Annotated in this window: 22 protein-coding genes; all 22 read left to right on the top strand. The window is 26.6% G+C overall.

What is annotated here, in order from left to right:
• Positions 1-17: 17 nt before the first annotated feature.
• The 22 genes from I5Q57_RS03100 (at position 18) to I5Q57_RS02995 (ending at position 15526) form a co-directional block, all read left to right on the top strand.
• Positions 18-926 carry a cation:dicarboxylate symporter family transporter gene (locus tag I5Q57_RS03100; protein ID WP_215826763.1) on the top strand — a complete coding sequence of 303 codons (909 nt, stop codon included), beginning with the start codon at positions 18-20 and terminating at the stop codon, positions 924-926.
• An 8-nt stretch (positions 927-934) separates the two neighbouring features.
• Positions 935-1393 (top strand): cation:dicarboxylate symporter family transporter, encoded by a 459-nt coding sequence (locus tag I5Q57_RS09615; RefSeq protein ID WP_215826762.1) that lies wholly within the window; start codon positions 935-937, stop codon positions 1391-1393.
• Positions 1394-1511: 118 nt separating this feature from the next.
• Complete coding sequence (locus I5Q57_RS03090) at positions 1512-1787, top strand: helix-turn-helix domain-containing protein (RefSeq protein WP_215826761.1); 276 nt, start codon at positions 1512-1514, stop codon at positions 1785-1787.
• 41 nt (positions 1788-1828) lie between these two features.
• Complete coding sequence (locus I5Q57_RS03085) at positions 1829-2188, top strand: IS3 family transposase (protein WP_215826760.1); 360 nt, start codon at positions 1829-1831, stop codon at positions 2186-2188.
• Between the two features lie 239 nt (positions 2189-2427).
• The gene (locus I5Q57_RS03080) at positions 2428-3000 is read left to right on the top strand and encodes a MurR/RpiR family transcriptional regulator (protein WP_215826759.1); all 573 of its coding nucleotides are present in this window, start codon (positions 2428-2430) and stop codon (positions 2998-3000) included.
• A complete protein-coding gene (locus I5Q57_RS03075) occupies positions 3001-3264 on the top strand; it encodes a phosphoheptose isomerase family protein (protein ID WP_215826758.1) in 264 nt (87 codons plus the stop codon).
• Between the two features lie 130 nt (positions 3265-3394).
• Positions 3395-4705 (top strand): phosphopyruvate hydratase, encoded by a 1311-nt coding sequence (eno, locus tag I5Q57_RS03070; RefSeq protein WP_215826757.1) that lies wholly within the window; start codon positions 3395-3397, stop codon positions 4703-4705.
• Positions 4706-5008: 303 nt separating this feature from the next.
• Positions 5009-5938 carry a 6-phosphofructokinase gene (gene pfkA / locus I5Q57_RS03065; protein WP_215826756.1) on the top strand — a complete coding sequence of 310 codons (930 nt, stop codon included), beginning with the start codon at positions 5009-5011 and terminating at the stop codon, positions 5936-5938.
• A gap of 47 nt (positions 5939-5985) precedes the next feature.
• The gene (locus tag I5Q57_RS03060) at positions 5986-6948 is read left to right on the top strand and encodes an ABC transporter ATP-binding protein (protein WP_215826755.1); all 963 of its coding nucleotides are present in this window, start codon (positions 5986-5988) and stop codon (positions 6946-6948) included.
• Positions 6948-8348 (top strand): ABC transporter permease, encoded by a 1401-nt coding sequence (locus I5Q57_RS03055; protein ID WP_215826754.1) that lies wholly within the window; start codon positions 6948-6950, stop codon positions 8346-8348. Before I5Q57_RS03060 ends, I5Q57_RS03055 begins: the two co-directional genes overlap by 1 nt.
• A 243-nt stretch (positions 8349-8591) precedes the next feature.
• On the top strand, positions 8592-9278 hold the full coding sequence (locus I5Q57_RS03050; RefSeq protein WP_215826753.1) for a hypothetical protein: 687 nt from the start codon (positions 8592-8594) through the stop codon (positions 9276-9278).
• A 67-nt stretch (positions 9279-9345) separates the two neighbouring features.
• Entirely contained in the window at positions 9346-9609 is a 264-nt protein-coding gene (locus tag I5Q57_RS03045) for a hypothetical protein (protein WP_215826752.1), read from the top strand.
• A 322-nt stretch (positions 9610-9931) separates the two neighbouring features.
• On the top strand, positions 9932-10258 hold the full coding sequence (locus I5Q57_RS03040; RefSeq protein ID WP_215825948.1) for a hypothetical protein: 327 nt from the start codon (positions 9932-9934) through the stop codon (positions 10256-10258).
• Positions 10259-10260: 2 nt separating this feature from the next.
• The gene (locus tag I5Q57_RS03035) at positions 10261-10482 is read left to right on the top strand and encodes a hypothetical protein (protein WP_215826751.1); all 222 of its coding nucleotides are present in this window, start codon (positions 10261-10263) and stop codon (positions 10480-10482) included.
• Between the two features lie 164 nt (positions 10483-10646).
• Positions 10647-10877: a hypothetical protein gene (locus tag I5Q57_RS03030; protein ID WP_215826750.1), complete on the top strand. Its 231-nt coding sequence runs from the start codon at positions 10647-10649 to the stop codon at positions 10875-10877.
• A 165-nt stretch (positions 10878-11042) separates the two neighbouring features.
• Entirely contained in the window at positions 11043-11288 is a 246-nt protein-coding gene (locus tag I5Q57_RS03025; protein ID WP_215826749.1) for a hypothetical protein, read from the top strand.
• Between the two features lie 24 nt (positions 11289-11312).
• On the top strand, positions 11313-12284 hold the full coding sequence (locus I5Q57_RS03020) for a hypothetical protein (protein ID WP_215826748.1): 972 nt from the start codon (positions 11313-11315) through the stop codon (positions 12282-12284).
• 359 nt (positions 12285-12643) lie between these two features.
• Entirely contained in the window at positions 12644-12823 is a 180-nt protein-coding gene (locus tag I5Q57_RS03015) for a hypothetical protein (RefSeq protein WP_215826747.1), read from the top strand.
• A 2-nt stretch (positions 12824-12825) separates the two neighbouring features.
• The gene (locus tag I5Q57_RS03010; RefSeq protein ID WP_215826746.1) at positions 12826-13074 is read left to right on the top strand and encodes a hypothetical protein; all 249 of its coding nucleotides are present in this window, start codon (positions 12826-12828) and stop codon (positions 13072-13074) included.
• Positions 13075-13302: 228 nt separating this feature from the next.
• The gene (locus I5Q57_RS03005) at positions 13303-13488 is read left to right on the top strand and encodes a hypothetical protein (protein ID WP_215826745.1); all 186 of its coding nucleotides are present in this window, start codon (positions 13303-13305) and stop codon (positions 13486-13488) included.
• 265 nt (positions 13489-13753) lie between these two features.
• Positions 13754-14047, top strand: coding sequence for a hypothetical protein (locus tag I5Q57_RS03000; protein ID WP_215826744.1), 294 nt, complete (start codon positions 13754-13756; stop codon positions 14045-14047).
• Positions 14048-15526, top strand: a complete 1479-nt coding sequence (locus tag I5Q57_RS02995; RefSeq protein ID WP_215826743.1) for a hypothetical protein — start codon at positions 14048-14050, stop codon at positions 15524-15526.
• Positions 15527-15619: the final 93 nt, after the last annotated feature.

The following is a 15619-nucleotide window of genomic DNA, read 5'->3' as shown; positions in this document are numbered from 1 at the left end:
TAGTTAAGTTAACTAAAATGCGATTTAGTTTTCGAATTTTTACTGCTATTGGTGGTGTTATCTTTGCAATTGGTATTCAAGCGATATTAGGTTTTCCTAATGATGATAGTACTACTAGTATTTGAAAGGAAGTCTTAGAGGATAAAAAAAAAACAGAAAATCCTAATTACAATCTTTTATTGCATCAAGTTATTACTTGGATAATTTTGTTAAAAACTATTTTTATTAATGGAATGTTGATGTTATCTGTTCCCGTTGTATTTTTAGCAATTGCTCGGGTGGTTGCTAAACCACATACTAGTGGTTTAGCAACAATGACAATTAAAGGCATTATTATTTTATTAATTAATGTTGCCGTTGCTTATAAGGCGACATATTTAGTTGGTATGGTATTAGACATTGGTAGTGGTTTAAATTTACAACCAGAAGGAATGCGTGATGAAACTACGGTTAAGGAATTACCAGAAGTAATTAGTAACTATATGCCAGCAAATTTTATTGGGGCTTTTGTTGGTGGAGCGATTATTCTGGTAATGGTTATTGTGGCGTTAGTTGGGTATGCGATTAAAAAGCAAAGCAAAAGGTATGAACGAGAAATGAATACTTCAAGAGATACTTTAGAGCGCTTTTGAAAAATTGTGATGTCAATGTTAATGACTTTTATGAAGTTTATGCCTTATGCCGTAATGTCAATGGTAATCATTGCTATTATTGGTGGTCCAATTGCCCACTTAGTAGATATTGGTAAAGTAATGGGAACAGCATATATTGGTTTATTTATTAGTTTAGTATGGCATACATTAACGATATTAATTTTTGGGATTAAATCCATTACAGTGATGGAAATTTGCTTGAAAACCGGTTATTCAAGGATTTATAACGCAATCATTTCAAGCAACAATTCCCATATCAATCAGATGCCTTAAAAGATGATATGAAAATTAAAGAAGAAGCTGTAAACTTAGTATTACCATTATCCTCAACGATGGAATTAACTGGATGCGCTGGTGTTCAAGCTGGTGTCGTTTTAATGTTTGTTTATAATGGTGCTAGTAGTATTAATAGTCAATATTCAGTATGAATTTGATTTTTAATGGGATTAATTGTTATGGTTATTACTTCATTAGTAATTGCTGGTGTTTTATCGGAGTTAGGATTTCCTACATATTATGTTATGGTATATACTTATTTGGGAGCATTAGATGGGATTCTTGATATGGGAAGAACGGCGGTTAATGTTGCTGGTGGTTTACAAACAACAACAATTGTGATTCGAATGCAAAATAAAATTACTGAACCACACCTGATTCTTTTTATTTATCGGAAAAAAATCGCCAAAAAAATAAAAATAAGATTAACTAAACGATATTTTTTTCACAAAACACACCCTTAGGTGTGTTTTTATTTACCATTTATATTAATTATATATATGGATGGGTTCCAATAAGTTGGACCATATTTATTTGGACTTTCAAATAAAATAAAATTATTAAGAAAGTAGGAAGATAATAATGGGAAAAAACTCATATTCAAATGAATTTAAAAAACAAATTGTCATGCTTTATCAAAACGGAAAAAGCATTGTTGAAATTATTAAAGAATACGGAATTTCAAAATCAGCCGTATATCAGTGAATTGAAAATTTTAATAATTTTGGGTCATTTAAAGTGCAAAATAATCGCACTGTCGAAGAAAATGAATTAATTTACTTGCGAAAAGAAAACCAACAATTACGAATGGAAAATGACATTTTAAAGCAAGCAGCACTGATAATTGGCAAAAAATAGGAATTATTAACAATAATAAAGAAAAATATTCCGTGCTAAAAATGTGTCAAATATTAAAAATAGCAAAATCAACATATTTTTATCAAACTAATAATTGTGTTAAGTATGATTTTAATAATTATGAAGAAGAAGTTATCAGTGCATTTAATAAAAGTCGTAAAATTTACGGTGCTCGTAAAATTAAAGCTGTTTTAATGAGAAAAGATATTATCTTATCACGTCGAAAAATCAGATTCCTTATGATCAAAAATAATTTGGTTTCTAAATACACCAAATTAAAATATCGTAATCATAAAACAATGGTTAATAATGACCAAATTAGTAATTTTTTAAATCGTCAATTTAATAACAAAAAACCTAATGATGGTATGGCAACCCTTTTTAGGACACTTTTTATGTAGACTGTTGTTTTCTAAATTCAACAGTCTACATAAAAAGTGTCCTAAAAAGGGTTGCCATACCAATAAGCGGTTTTAATTAAGAAAAAGAAAATAAAAGATTGTTTAGCAATTAATAATTGAATGCGTTTTCATATTGTGAAAAGTGAAGGCAATTTAGCAATATTTGTAATTTAATTGCTATTATTTCTTATAAGGAAGTTCTTTAATTTCTAATAATATCATTTGAGGGGGAGAAGCAAGTGGAAATTAATAAAATTATTTCACAAATTAAAGAACTTGCAACCTCTACTCATAATTATGCGTTATTAGCAAATTATATTATTACTAATACTCAAAAGGTTATTACTTTTCGGATTAATGACTTAGCAAATAAGACATATGTTTCAACATCTACGGTGTCACGATTTTTTAAATTATTAGGTTTGGGTGGATATAATGAATTTCAACATGTTTTAAAATATTATTTGCATAATATTGCTGGTGACTATATTAGTCATTCATCGCCTGATAATAAAGGTGATTATATAAAAACATTATATGAGAATACTACTAAAAGTTTGCAAGATACTCACAACATTATTGATACTAAAAAAATTGAGCAAGTTAGTTTATATTTGACTAAAACTCAAGAAGTTATTCTCATTGTGGGGCAAGGAACATATGATGCTTGCCTTGATTTAGCAGAAAAATTAATTCGTTTAGGTTTTAATGTTAAGTTTAGTAATAATGCTTATATTCAAAATACTTATTGTAAACTATCAAGTAAAAATAGTCTTGTTATTGCTGTGAGTTATTCGGGAATTAATTTTTAGGTGTTGCGTAATTTAAAAATTGTTAAAGGTAATAATAGTCATATTGTAATTGTTACTAAACGAAATAAAAATGAAGTAAATAGTTATAGTGATGTTGCGCTCCATGTTTTGTCCAATGAATCAATTGAGCGGTATGTATCGTTAACAAGTCATTTAACTTTAATATATTTATTCGATGCCATTCTTGTTACGGTTTTAGAAAAAAATCATAATAAATATATTCATAATTTAAGAAAAACGAAGTTGGATTATGATTTAAAGTAATTTTTTTTATAAATGCTTAATTTCTCCTTAGCAAGAATATAAAAACTAGAAATCATATTTTCTGTTTGTCTTTGTCTAGTTTTTGCTATAATATATAATATATATCTCATTTAGAGGAGGATAGTAATAGATGTCAAGAATTACAGATGTAAGAGCAATAGAAGTTTTAGATTCTCGCGGTAATCCCACAATTCAAGTGGAAGTATGAAGTGAATTTGGTTATGGTAAAGCCTTGGTTCCATCAGGGGCATCCACAGGTGAATTAGAAGCTTTAGAATTAAGAGATAACGATGAAAAGCGATATATGGGTAAAGGTGTTTTAAAAGCTGTTGCTAATATTAATAAAACGATTCGTGAAGAAGTAGTAGGAATGGATGTTACTAATCAACTTTTAGTTGATCAAGTGATGATCAAATTAGATGGTACAGATAATAAAGAAAAATTAGGGGCTAATGCGATTTTAGGAGTATCAATGGCAGTTATGCGCGCAGGTGCTGATGAAGTAGGTTTACCATTATATCAATATATTGGTGGTATTAATGCTAGAAAATTACCAGTACCAATGTTAAACATTATTAATGGTGGAGAACACGCAGACAACACAATTGATTTTCAAGAGTTTATGATTATGCCGGTTAGTGCTCCTGATTTTAAAGAAGCAATTAGAATGGCAGCAGAAGTATTTCATACTTTAAAGAAAATTTTACACGATGCTGGTGATACTACTTCTGTTGGTGATGAAGGTGGATTTGCTCCAAATTTAGATAATGAAGGTGCATTAGATGTTATTGTTAAAGCAATTGAAACAGCAGGGTATAAAGCTGGTACGGATATTAAAATTGCAATGGATTGTGCGTCTAGTGAACTATATGATAAAGAACGAAAAATTTATGTCTTTAAAAAACTAAACAAAAAAAGTGACAAAGCTATTGAAAAAACTACTGATGAAATGATTTCGTATTTAGAACAGTTAGTTAATAAATATCCGATTATTTCTATTGAAGATGGACTATCAGAACATGATTGAGATGGTTTTGTTAAATTAACAGAAAAATTAGGTAATAAAGTCCAAATTATGGGAGATGATATTTTTGTAACTAATCCTAAAATAACAAAAGAAGGTATTGAAAAGCAAGCTGCTAACTCAATTTTAATTAAAGTAAATCAAATTGGAACAATGAGTGAAACGATTGCGACGATTCAAATGGCGCAAAAAGCTAATTGAACAACAGTTGTATCACATCGTTCAGGTGAAACTGAAGATACAACTATTGCTGATTTAGCGGTTGCTTTAAACACTGGACAAATTAAAACTGGTTCAATGTCAAGAACCGATCGGACTGCTAAATATAATCGTCTCTTAACGATTGCACATGAATTAGGTGTTACTGGTGAATATGACGGAATGGAAACATTTTATAACTTAACAAAAAAAACTTAAAATCTTAAAACCTTTAAATATCTCCCAATTAATTGGGAGATATTTTTTATTTAAGAATATTATTTCTTTAATTAGAAACAATTTTCAATCTATTCTTGCTATTTTAGTAGTAAAGGAGGCTTAACGATAAAATTAAAATTTTATTAAGGATACCTTTTTAAAAAATAACAAATTATTAATAGTATAGTCCCCAACTAATTAATTATTAAGGAGACAAATAGGACTTTAATAAATTAGTATATTGTGGGGAACATATTTTTGCTATAATTAAAATACTAAATATTTAGAAGGGATAAATTAAAAATGGCAAAGTTGATGAAGAAAGTTGCAATATTAACTTCTGGTGGCGATGCTCCAGGAATGAACAATACGGTGGCGCAAATAATTAAAAAAGCAATAGCAAATAATATCCTACCTTACATTGTTAGGGATGGTTATGAAGGTTTAACACAAGGTTGAATTGAAGAAACTAATGAAGACTTTGCAAGAAAAATTGTTAATCGTGGGGGAACGGCGATTGGTACTTCGCGTTATCCTGAATTTGCAAAGGAAGAAGCAAGACAACGAGCGATTAATAATTTAAAACAATTAGAAATTAATAATTTAATTGTTATTGGTGGTGATGGTAGTTATCAAGGTGCTAATAAACTAGTAGCAATGGGATTAAATTGTATCGGTTTGCCAGGAACAATAGATAATGACGTTGTATCAAGTGATTTTACTATTGGTTTTGATACGGCATTAAATACCGTTATTGAAGCAATTGACCGTGTTCGCGATACTAATGAATCTCATAATCGTTGTGGAATTATTGAAGTTATGGGTCGTTATTGTGGAGATATTGCGATGCTGGCGGGAATTGGTTGTGGTGTGGAAATTATTAGTACATCAGAAAATAAATTGACAGAAGAAGAAATTATTCAGCAAACTAAAAAATGTTATGAAAAAAAATATCGTTCGGTAATTATTCTTGTAACGGAAAAACTGTATGATGTTCATCAATTGGCGAAAGAAGTTGAAAAAGGTAGTGGTTATGTTACGCGAGCAACAGTCTTAGGACATATTCAAAGAGGCGGTATGCCAACAGCAATGGATCGCTATTTAGCAACAATTTTAGGAACTGAAGCTATTAAGCAATTAATTGCTGGCAATACAGGGATTTGTATTGGATTAAGTGGAAATGGTTTACAAAGTTATTCTTTTACTAAAACATTAGCAATGAAACGAAAATAAGCTGGTCGTGTTCATCATTAGTCATAAAATATACAAGGAGTAAATTAATGGAAAATAATAATTATGCAATTTCTATTAGTGGATTAACCAAAAGGTTTAAAAAACAAGTTGCTGTTAATAACATTACTATTAAAGTAAAAAGTGGTAAAATTCATGGTTTTATTGGACCTAATGGTAGTGGAAAAACAACAACAATTAAATGTTTAATTGGTTCAATTATTCCTAATAGTGGTGAAATACAAATTGATGGTAAAGATGCTACGCTGTCTGTAGCTAAAGAAGTTTTAGGATATATTCCTGAAAATGCTCGTTTTCCAATGCACTTATCAACATATAAATATTTAACTTGAATGAGGTTTTTACGAGGAAACGATTGAAAAAAAAGTAAAAAGGAAGCTAAAGCATCATTAGAACAATTAAATTTATGAAAGTTTCAACGAAAAAACCCTAATAGTTTTTCTTCTGGAATGAAAAAAAAGGTATTATTAGCACAAGCTCTTATTTCTAATCCTAAAATATTAATTTTAGATGAACCAGCAGCTAATTTAGATCCAACATCGAGAACGGAATTATTTGATGAATTAATTAAACTTCGTGATATGGGAAAAAGCATTTTGATTTCATCACATATTTTATTAGAGTTACAAAATATTATTGATGAAGTTACAATTTTAAATCATGGTAATGTTATTTACAGTGATATCATTCAAACTAAAAAACAAAATTTATATATGTTTGACCCTTTAAAACCAGAATTGTTTATTAAAGTATTAAAAAAAGCTGGTTATGATGTTCAAATAATGAATGAAAAAATTGTGGTGCAAATTAAAAATGATCAAGAATTGTTAAATATTAGTGAATTAGCGCTTGAGCATAAAATTTTAATTAAATCAGCACAACCGTATACAACAGACTTAACTGAGTTGTATGAACAAATTATTAAAAATGATCAACAATCAGAAATTGTGTCTAGTCATAAAAACAGTAATAAAAAGGAAGGTAAGAAGTAATGCCGATTAAAACTCAAAAAGTAACAAGTAAAAACTATAAATTTAGTTTTAGAGCGCCAATTTTGCTTTATACTTTAAATAAAATTATCAAAGCAATTTCATCTTGAGTTTTTCTAATTATTGGTTTAATAATTCCTTTAGCGATTGTCGGTTCATTATCTTTTTTTTTAAATATGCGTTTAGAAACAGTTTCTAATGTTACTACTGATGTGATAAGAGCAGAGTATGTTTCTTTAAATAATCAAATAATTACTATTTTATATGGTTTTTTTATTAGTTTTTTAATTTTATTAAGTTATTCTAAAGCATCACAAATTTTTCGTGATGAAATTAGTGATGGAACATTATTAATTTTTAATACTTTACCAATGACAAGAACAAGACTCGTTACAGAAAAAATCTTAGCATTTCACATTACAATTATAACTTATATAATTATTTGTTTAGGATTGCCAATTTTAATAACACCATTATTTTTTAAATTTTTACCATTTATTTTTATAGGTCAATTTGCTAAAAATATTTTTATTTTAATTGGAGTTTTAATATTATTGCAGTTTTTAATTTCTAGTCCTGCTTTATTATTATCATTAGTTTTTTCTTCAAAAGTTTTAATATTATTTGCTGCTTTATTTCTTGGTTTAATTCAAATTTTTGGCTTAGTTGATACATTTATAAGTCCGGTGGCTGCTGGTTCAAATTTATTTCAAAGACAATCAGAATGAGATGAACACTTTAAGTTAAATCCTGATTTTAGGAAATTACTTTTATTAAGTGATGCTGAATTAGAAAAATCAGGATTTAATGAATGAAAAAATGCAATTAATAAATATGCACAAGACAATGGTGGTGAAGTTGGATATAATTATTTTGATTATTCAATAGAACCGTGAAAAGAAACAAATTTTCAATTAGCAGTGGATAATACAAATAATATTAGTAACCCATACAACATTAATTATAAACAAATGTTTAATATCATTTTGAAATATAAAATATTTAATAAAATTACGAGAGTATGAGATGATAGTCAAGAATTTAATAAGGTTATAGGATATTATTTTGCAATCAAATTTGATGAATGAAGAAAATTATTAGGTCAGAAGATACCGCCATTTACTGTTACGATGGGGAAAATAGCTACTGCAATCTCATATTTAAATGTTGTTAAACATTGACAGTTATTAGTGTTACCAGCCTTGAATGATAATAATATAAATAGGATTAATACTAATAAGAATATTGGATTTGTAAAAAATGCCGATAGCTCATATTCATATCGCCCTGATATCACAAGAGAAATTATTAATGTTCCTGGTGCTTATGTTTTCTATATTCTTTTAACTATTGTTGTCATCGCTGGAACCTGATGGGTGTTTAAAAATAAAGATTTTACTTAATTTATTACTTTTAAATTATTAATATTAATAATAAAAATAGTTCTTACACATATTGTATAATAACTATTTTTTAAATTAAAATTATTATTATTTTTCTAGTAGTAATTAAATATTAAATTTGTTAATATTATTCATAAGAATGTTATGGAGTTAGACTAATAAATAGTTATTTTTTAAAAAAGGAGGTTGTAAGTATTATCTTTTACTATTAACTTATTATTTTAGTTGTCAGGAGAGTTTTTGGTGAATAAACTATTTTCTAGTTTAGTATTAATTAGTATTTTTGCTACTAATAATATAGCATTGCTATTAGAAACGGATGAGTTTGATATCATTAATAATGATGAAGGAAAAATAATTGATTTATCAATTTCATCTAATCATTTTAATAATTTAGATAAATCACTATTCAGAATTAACTTAACTAAAAAAAATCCGCGGTTAACAAATGAATTAATTTTTAAGGGATTAAACGAATATTTAAAACATAAGCCAACTTTGGTGGGTTTTAATTCACTTGTTCCTGTTAATTTTTTTAATAACTCAAATTACATTAGACATTTAAATATTAAATTGTTTACTGCTGATGGTTTAAATATTCAACCTAATAAATTAAATACTGTAATAAATGAAGATATTTTTGTTAAAATAGTTTTAACAGTGGTACCGAATCGTTTTATTAAAATGGATTCTCATAAAGAAATGCAATTTTTTATTAATATTAAAGATACTAGACACTATATTATTAAGCAAGAAACTAATGATATAAAATATATGTTTAGTAAATTACCAGATTTAAAAAATAGTGTTATTATTAATGACTTCACTAATGATTTTAAGAAATTATTAAAGAAAATCAATAATAAAGTAGTTTTGATGAAAACTATTTTTGATGTCAAATTTACGAGTAATTTTTTAATTTTTTTTTAATAATAGAAATGAAAAATCTTCGTTTGAAGATTTAATTTGTAATTATTTATTAAAAGATAGTAATAGTTTGAAAGAAATAAAAAGTGAAATTTCATTTGTGCAACCCCATAAATATTACTTTGAATTTCATTTTGAAATTAAAATTGCATTTTCGGATAATAACAATTTAAGAAAAGAATCTTTTATTAGAAAGGTAATGCTGTTGGAACAAGATGCTGATTCGGAAGAAATGGTAGAATTAGCACGGGCTTCTTTTTATAACCAATATGATAGCAATAAACTTAATAGTTTTTTAACTTATAACTTTGAACAATTAATTTGAGGTCAATAACCTTTAATAATTTTATTGTGTAAAGTATACACTTATGTTTTTTTTACACAAAATCAATAAATAAATGAGCTCGTATTTATTTATTGCAAAAAAATTTAAAAAGGAATGACAAATAAATGTTATCAAAAATATTTATTAATTTTAATTGTGCCAAATTTTCAATTATATAATTTATTTTTTGTTTCAAAACAATCAAACTAAGTTAATTAGTAAACGAAGTTTACTAACAAAAATTGTTAAACATTCAAATCTGCGATATATAAATGTTTAAAAAACTTAGTTAAATAACTTAGTTTATAACAAATAAGAAAGGTAATTTATTATGAAAAACATTGAAAACATTTTCTTAAATACTAAGAAATATCTCTTAAAAGAAACACAAAATGCAATTTTAATTAAAGCACCAAAAATTCCGTGATTTTATAAACAAATCGGTATTTGGTTTCCAAAACGATTTGTTTATAAAGGAAAATATGAAAATTCCATTTGCATCGGAATAATCAAAAATAATGAACACCAAGTAATCTCAATTAATAAACAAGAGCAAGAAACCAAGTTAATTAAAGGACAAGAATTATTAAGTTTCTTCATTGCCGAAAAAGAAAACAACAAAAAAGATACAAATTATAATTATTTTAAAGGAGTTTAAAAATGAATATCGCGATTGGATTAATATTTATTATTATCAGCATCATGCTATTGGCATATTTTGCTTATAAAATTTATGCCAAAATAAAAATGCGAATTAAATATAAAAATGCCATTAAAAATAATACTGGTAATTTCACAAAAGACGAAAAAGTATTTATTGCTCGCTTTGAAGAATGAGTTAAAGATCCTAATTCAAAAGAAAATAACGAGGATAAAAAATAATGTTTTGAAAAATTATTATGGAATTTTTAGAACTGTTTGTTCCGATAGAAAAAATGCCTGCACAAGTTGCGTTTATTGCCGGATTAATTATTATCATCACTTTTATTTTCACATTAATTTCAATTATGTATTTACCAATAAAAATGATTTTTGGGAGATAAAAAATGACAATAAACTTAAAAGAATTTAATTGAGAACAAATTAAACAAACTTTCTGAGATTTATTTATTAAAATTACAACTATTCTGGCTAACATTACTGGTGGTAAAGAAATTAAATTAACCCAAGCACCACTTTGACTTTTAATAGCAAACATTGCTTTTTGATTCTTAACAGCGATTATGGTGTGATTTATTTTAATGCCACTTTGAAAAACCATATCAGTATTTAGATAAAGGCAAAATTAATGTCAAGAAGTTACATTGTGATGCATTCCCAAAGAAATTCAAAATTAATTAGGAAAAAATACAGTCGCGTTAAGGCTAATCGTGGTTTTAACAAATTTAAGAAAAACTTTGAATATAAATGATGAATGTTTTAAAAAGAAAGGGGGTGATTATATGTTTGGAACTTTCTTGGCTGATGCACCAGCAACGGTAGAAAAAATAACAGCTAGTGATGCGATGACTAAATTATGAAATGCGATTATAACGGCGTTTACTAAAATGTGAGAAATTATTGCTGTTAATATGCCACAAGTTGGTAACTTCTTTGCTGACTACTGAATATTCATTTTTCCATTTATTTTGGCAATATTCTTTATTTGTTTTAAAATGTTTGAAAAATTACTTGGAGCGGTATGATAACAAAAAAATAAAGTGAGGTGCAAGATGAAATTTTGCAAATGAATAATAGAAAAAAATAACCATTTTATTGAATTAAATCGCACCTCATTTTTAATTTTATGACATTGAGGAGCAATTTGATATATTTACAACGGTTATTTTAAAAACATTGTAAGTTATTTATTTTTAGCGGGTCGTATTTTAATTTTCCTTTTTAAAATCAGTAATTTAACACAAATTAACAAAGTTATTAATTTCTTAAAAAATTCACCGTTAAACATCGTTATTGGTTCATTAGGAGCCGGAAAAACTGCTTTTCTAGTATACGCCTCAAAATTACTAAAAAAGAAGAAACATCATATCGCATCAACCTTTCCATTACTAGAAACTCAAAAATTAAGTTTAGGACATACGGGATTATTAGACTTTGATTATCCGATATTGCCATATAAAAACTTACTTTTGTGAGATGAAACCAACTTATTTTTAGAAGGAACTGATTGAGAAAAAAATAATACCAAAAATGAAGAAAGCGGTATTCAAGAATATTTCGCTCTGGCACGCCATTTTGGTCATATTGTTCTCGCTAGCGGTCAAAGAGATAAACATATTTTAGTTAAAGTTCGTGATATTGCCAATAATGTAATTGTGGGGATTCACAAAAAACCAGTTAATATTTTTCGTCCCTACTTAAAAGTCATCTATGGTGCCTTTATGAGCATTGAAGAATATGAACGCTGACGAAACACCTTAATTGATGCTAAAAATAGTAAAAAAGGGCGTCGCATTAAATACCGCGATATTCCTGAACTTGATATTTATTTTTTTAAACTAAAAATTCCTTTACCAATACTTAACACTTACAATTCTTTTTACCTAGCATTTTTAAGAGATCACTTAAATTTAAAAGTTAATCCCAACTATGAAGGCAAATACTATACTGATACAGCAATTGATTTAGAATACTTAAAAATAGATAAATTTAGCAAATTTTTAAGAAAAATGAAAGAAAAATAACGGTTAACTCTGTTTTTAGTAGCGACAATTATTATTTAGACATTAATTAAATTAAGTTTTATTTAATATTTTTGTTTCATTATCAGCGCAATTCCAATAACAATTATAATTTAGAAAAAAATTGCCATTGGTATAAAACCAAATAAAAACTCAAATATCTTATATACAGGAGTTCAAGCACCTTTTAAAAATTTTACTCTATGAAAGGAACAATAAAAAATGGAAAATCTTGCAAAAATGGCCGACTTTCTCGCCCAAATGCTTTATAAGGTTTTTGACTTAATTTTAAGTCTTGAAGTACCGGAACAAATATTCAACTAATATTTCCTTTGTTCTTAACGCAGGCTGTAGAATTTCTTATGGCAATTATTCTCGGTTTTAGTGGTCAACAAGTTAATTTAGAAAAGCAACGCCGATATGCCGTTAAAAATAGTGGTCGTTTAAGTGCGTGAGGAAAAACTAAAAAACAAATACAACCAATAAATCCAAATAAAATTAATTGAAAACAAAGAAATAAAAAAGCAAAACAAGGTAACTAACAATGTTTAAACTAATTATTATTTTTATCTTAATAACTGTTCTTAGATTATTAGCTGGTAGTCATTTTGAAACTTTAACGAAATATATTAGCGAAGGGCTTGCTAATTTCCAAAAGTTTATTACTAGCAATTTAACAATTTTAGAACTATTTAAACCAATGGCTCGGACATTTTCACAACACCCAATTTTTACCATTCTTGGCGTTACTTGTGTACTTATTGCCTTATTTATTGTGATTAAAGGACAATAAAAATATGAAAGGAAAATAAAAATTAAAAAACTTTTAGGAAAATTATTTAAAAAAGATAATTCAAAAGAAAAACTGCCATTAAAATTAAGAATTAAAAATTCCTTTAAAAAGCAGTGGTTAAAAGTACCATTAAGTATCATTTTCATCTTTATAAGCTTATTAATTTGTGCATTAACAGCAATCGGTACTAAATGAATAACTGGAACAAGTAAAGAATTTAATGATTTTATGAATGAAGAGATGGTTAATTTCTTTGGCAAGTTCAATAGTGGTATTATGCTGGCAGGAATATTTGTTTTTTGATGAGGCGGAGCAATATATTTTGCAATTAAATTTGAAAAATTAATCCGCTTGATTATTCAGAAAATTAAAGTAAAAAGAGCCTTGAAAAATGAAATGAAACAAATTAATTAATTCTTTAAAAAAATATTGATGAATAATACTTAATTACATTATATTCATATCTTTAAGTGTAGTTGTATTGTTACATACAGATATTGAAAATTTGCAACAATTTATTAAAAATTTTGGATCAATTGGTAAGTTAATGATTATAGGTTATTCATTAGTATGAGTAACCATAACAGAAATAGCAAATTGCTTAATTCGTTTTATATTAAAAAAGATTAAAACTAAAAGAACAATGAAAAATAAAATATTTTAAAAAGGAGTGATAAAAATGTTTATGAAAATATTTACCGTGTTAATTATTAGTTTCAATAACATTTTCACCATTTCCCCAAACATTAACAATGACAAAACAACAACAAATTCATTAATTAGAAGTAAAAGACAAAGTAATAAAGTTTATAATTTTGAAATTAAAAATTTAGAAAAAGTGAATTTTTGGGTTTTGAATTCAACAAATAGTATTTCAGAGGTTAACATATATAAAAAAGATAATAGCAATCTAAATAAAAAATTACCAGAATTAAAAAACTTAAACGATTTTACTTTCCAATTTACAAAATAATTGCAAAATAATCAGGATAAACAAGAAAAAATTAGAAACTTAATAACAACATATGGACAAAAAATAAAAGAAAATAGCACTTATAAAACATGAGTAATTAATAAAAAAATAACAATTAAAGCACAAGGCACAGATTTATATAATTTCAAAGATTTTTTCGATAAAACAAATTACAGATTAAATGAAACAAATAATTTTCAAATTGAAATCGAAAAAGACAGTACCGAAATTGATTTACCGATAACAACTACTAAATTTGATGGTAACCACAAATATAATGATATCATTGATAATCTTGATTATTTAATGATTCATCGTGGCGATTTTGATAAATTTAATTACTCTTATCTCTATTGAACGCCAGTATTCAATTTCATTGACACTTTAGAAAAAGGTTACTATAAAGAATTCACCATTAAAAATCATGGTTTTAAAAACGAAAGTTATTTTTATCACAAAACTTCTAGTAGTGAAGATGAAATTAATACAAATATTTTAAAAATCAAAGCTTTTAATAAAACCTTAATCGCAGGTAATGACTATTTACAATTATTACAAGGTGAAAGTGAAATCTGAAAATATAACACCGAAAATACTGACGATTATTATCTAATTAAGTATCTTTTTGGAACACTAAATTATCTTAATGTTAAATTTAGTTTTCTACGCTATGACCCCGATTTACGAAATGACATTTACTTTTATTTTAAAAATAACATCCCTAGTATTAATAACAGCGATTACAAAAATATTTTTGATGAAATCTATGAAATACTTGGCAACTTCTTTGCTATTTTATTTTATGCTACTTTTGATATGGACGAAAAAACTCATGCCGAAATTGATTTTAAGGGTGTAGATAATTACAACAAAGATTACTTTATTCAAATCGGTTTATTTTATCGTTCGTTAATTATCTTTTATCCCAAAAAATATTTAATCAATGTTACTGGTAATTCGGAATTATTACTAAGAAGTTATTTCTTTACTTTTGATAAAAAAACGCATCAAGAAAATTATAATGCGATTAAAAATAATAACAGCATCTATCAAATCGAATTTAATGTCCTTAAATCTTATGATAACAAACTCATTACCTTACCAACCAGTAAGACTGTTAATAGTATTAATTATCTCAATACCGATATTGATATTCGTTATGGTATTAATATTTTTACCTTAACTTTTCCACTTTATCAAAAAGGTAATGCCTATAACTACAATTTTAAAATTTATGACTTTAATGTCTTAAATTCCACGGCCTTTATTCCCGACGGTTCAACCAACTCAGAATGAGATGACTTAATTCCGCCGGAAAATTGCAAATATTCAGTGCGATGAATACCAACCTTTAATGATATTGGTTGTGCCATTCAGAATGCTGACATTAAAATGATTAACTGAATATTGACAGCGTCACAAATCATTACGATTTCGCGACCGTTAGCAATCATTGCAAAAGCAACAGTTAACTTTTAAACCGCCATTTTTCCAGTTTTTAAAACCGTATCAGCTTTTTACTATACTTTTCAGTTTTTAATCGGTTTTGCCATTTTTCTAATGATTTTAAGG

The organism is Spiroplasma endosymbiont of 'Nebria riversi' (assembly GCF_018831625.1).
GTDB lineage: Bacteria > Bacillota_I > Bacilli_A > Mycoplasmatales > Nriv7 > Nriv7.
The sequence above is the reverse complement of the archived record's forward strand: the minus strand, read 5'-3'. Positions and strand labels throughout refer to the sequence as shown.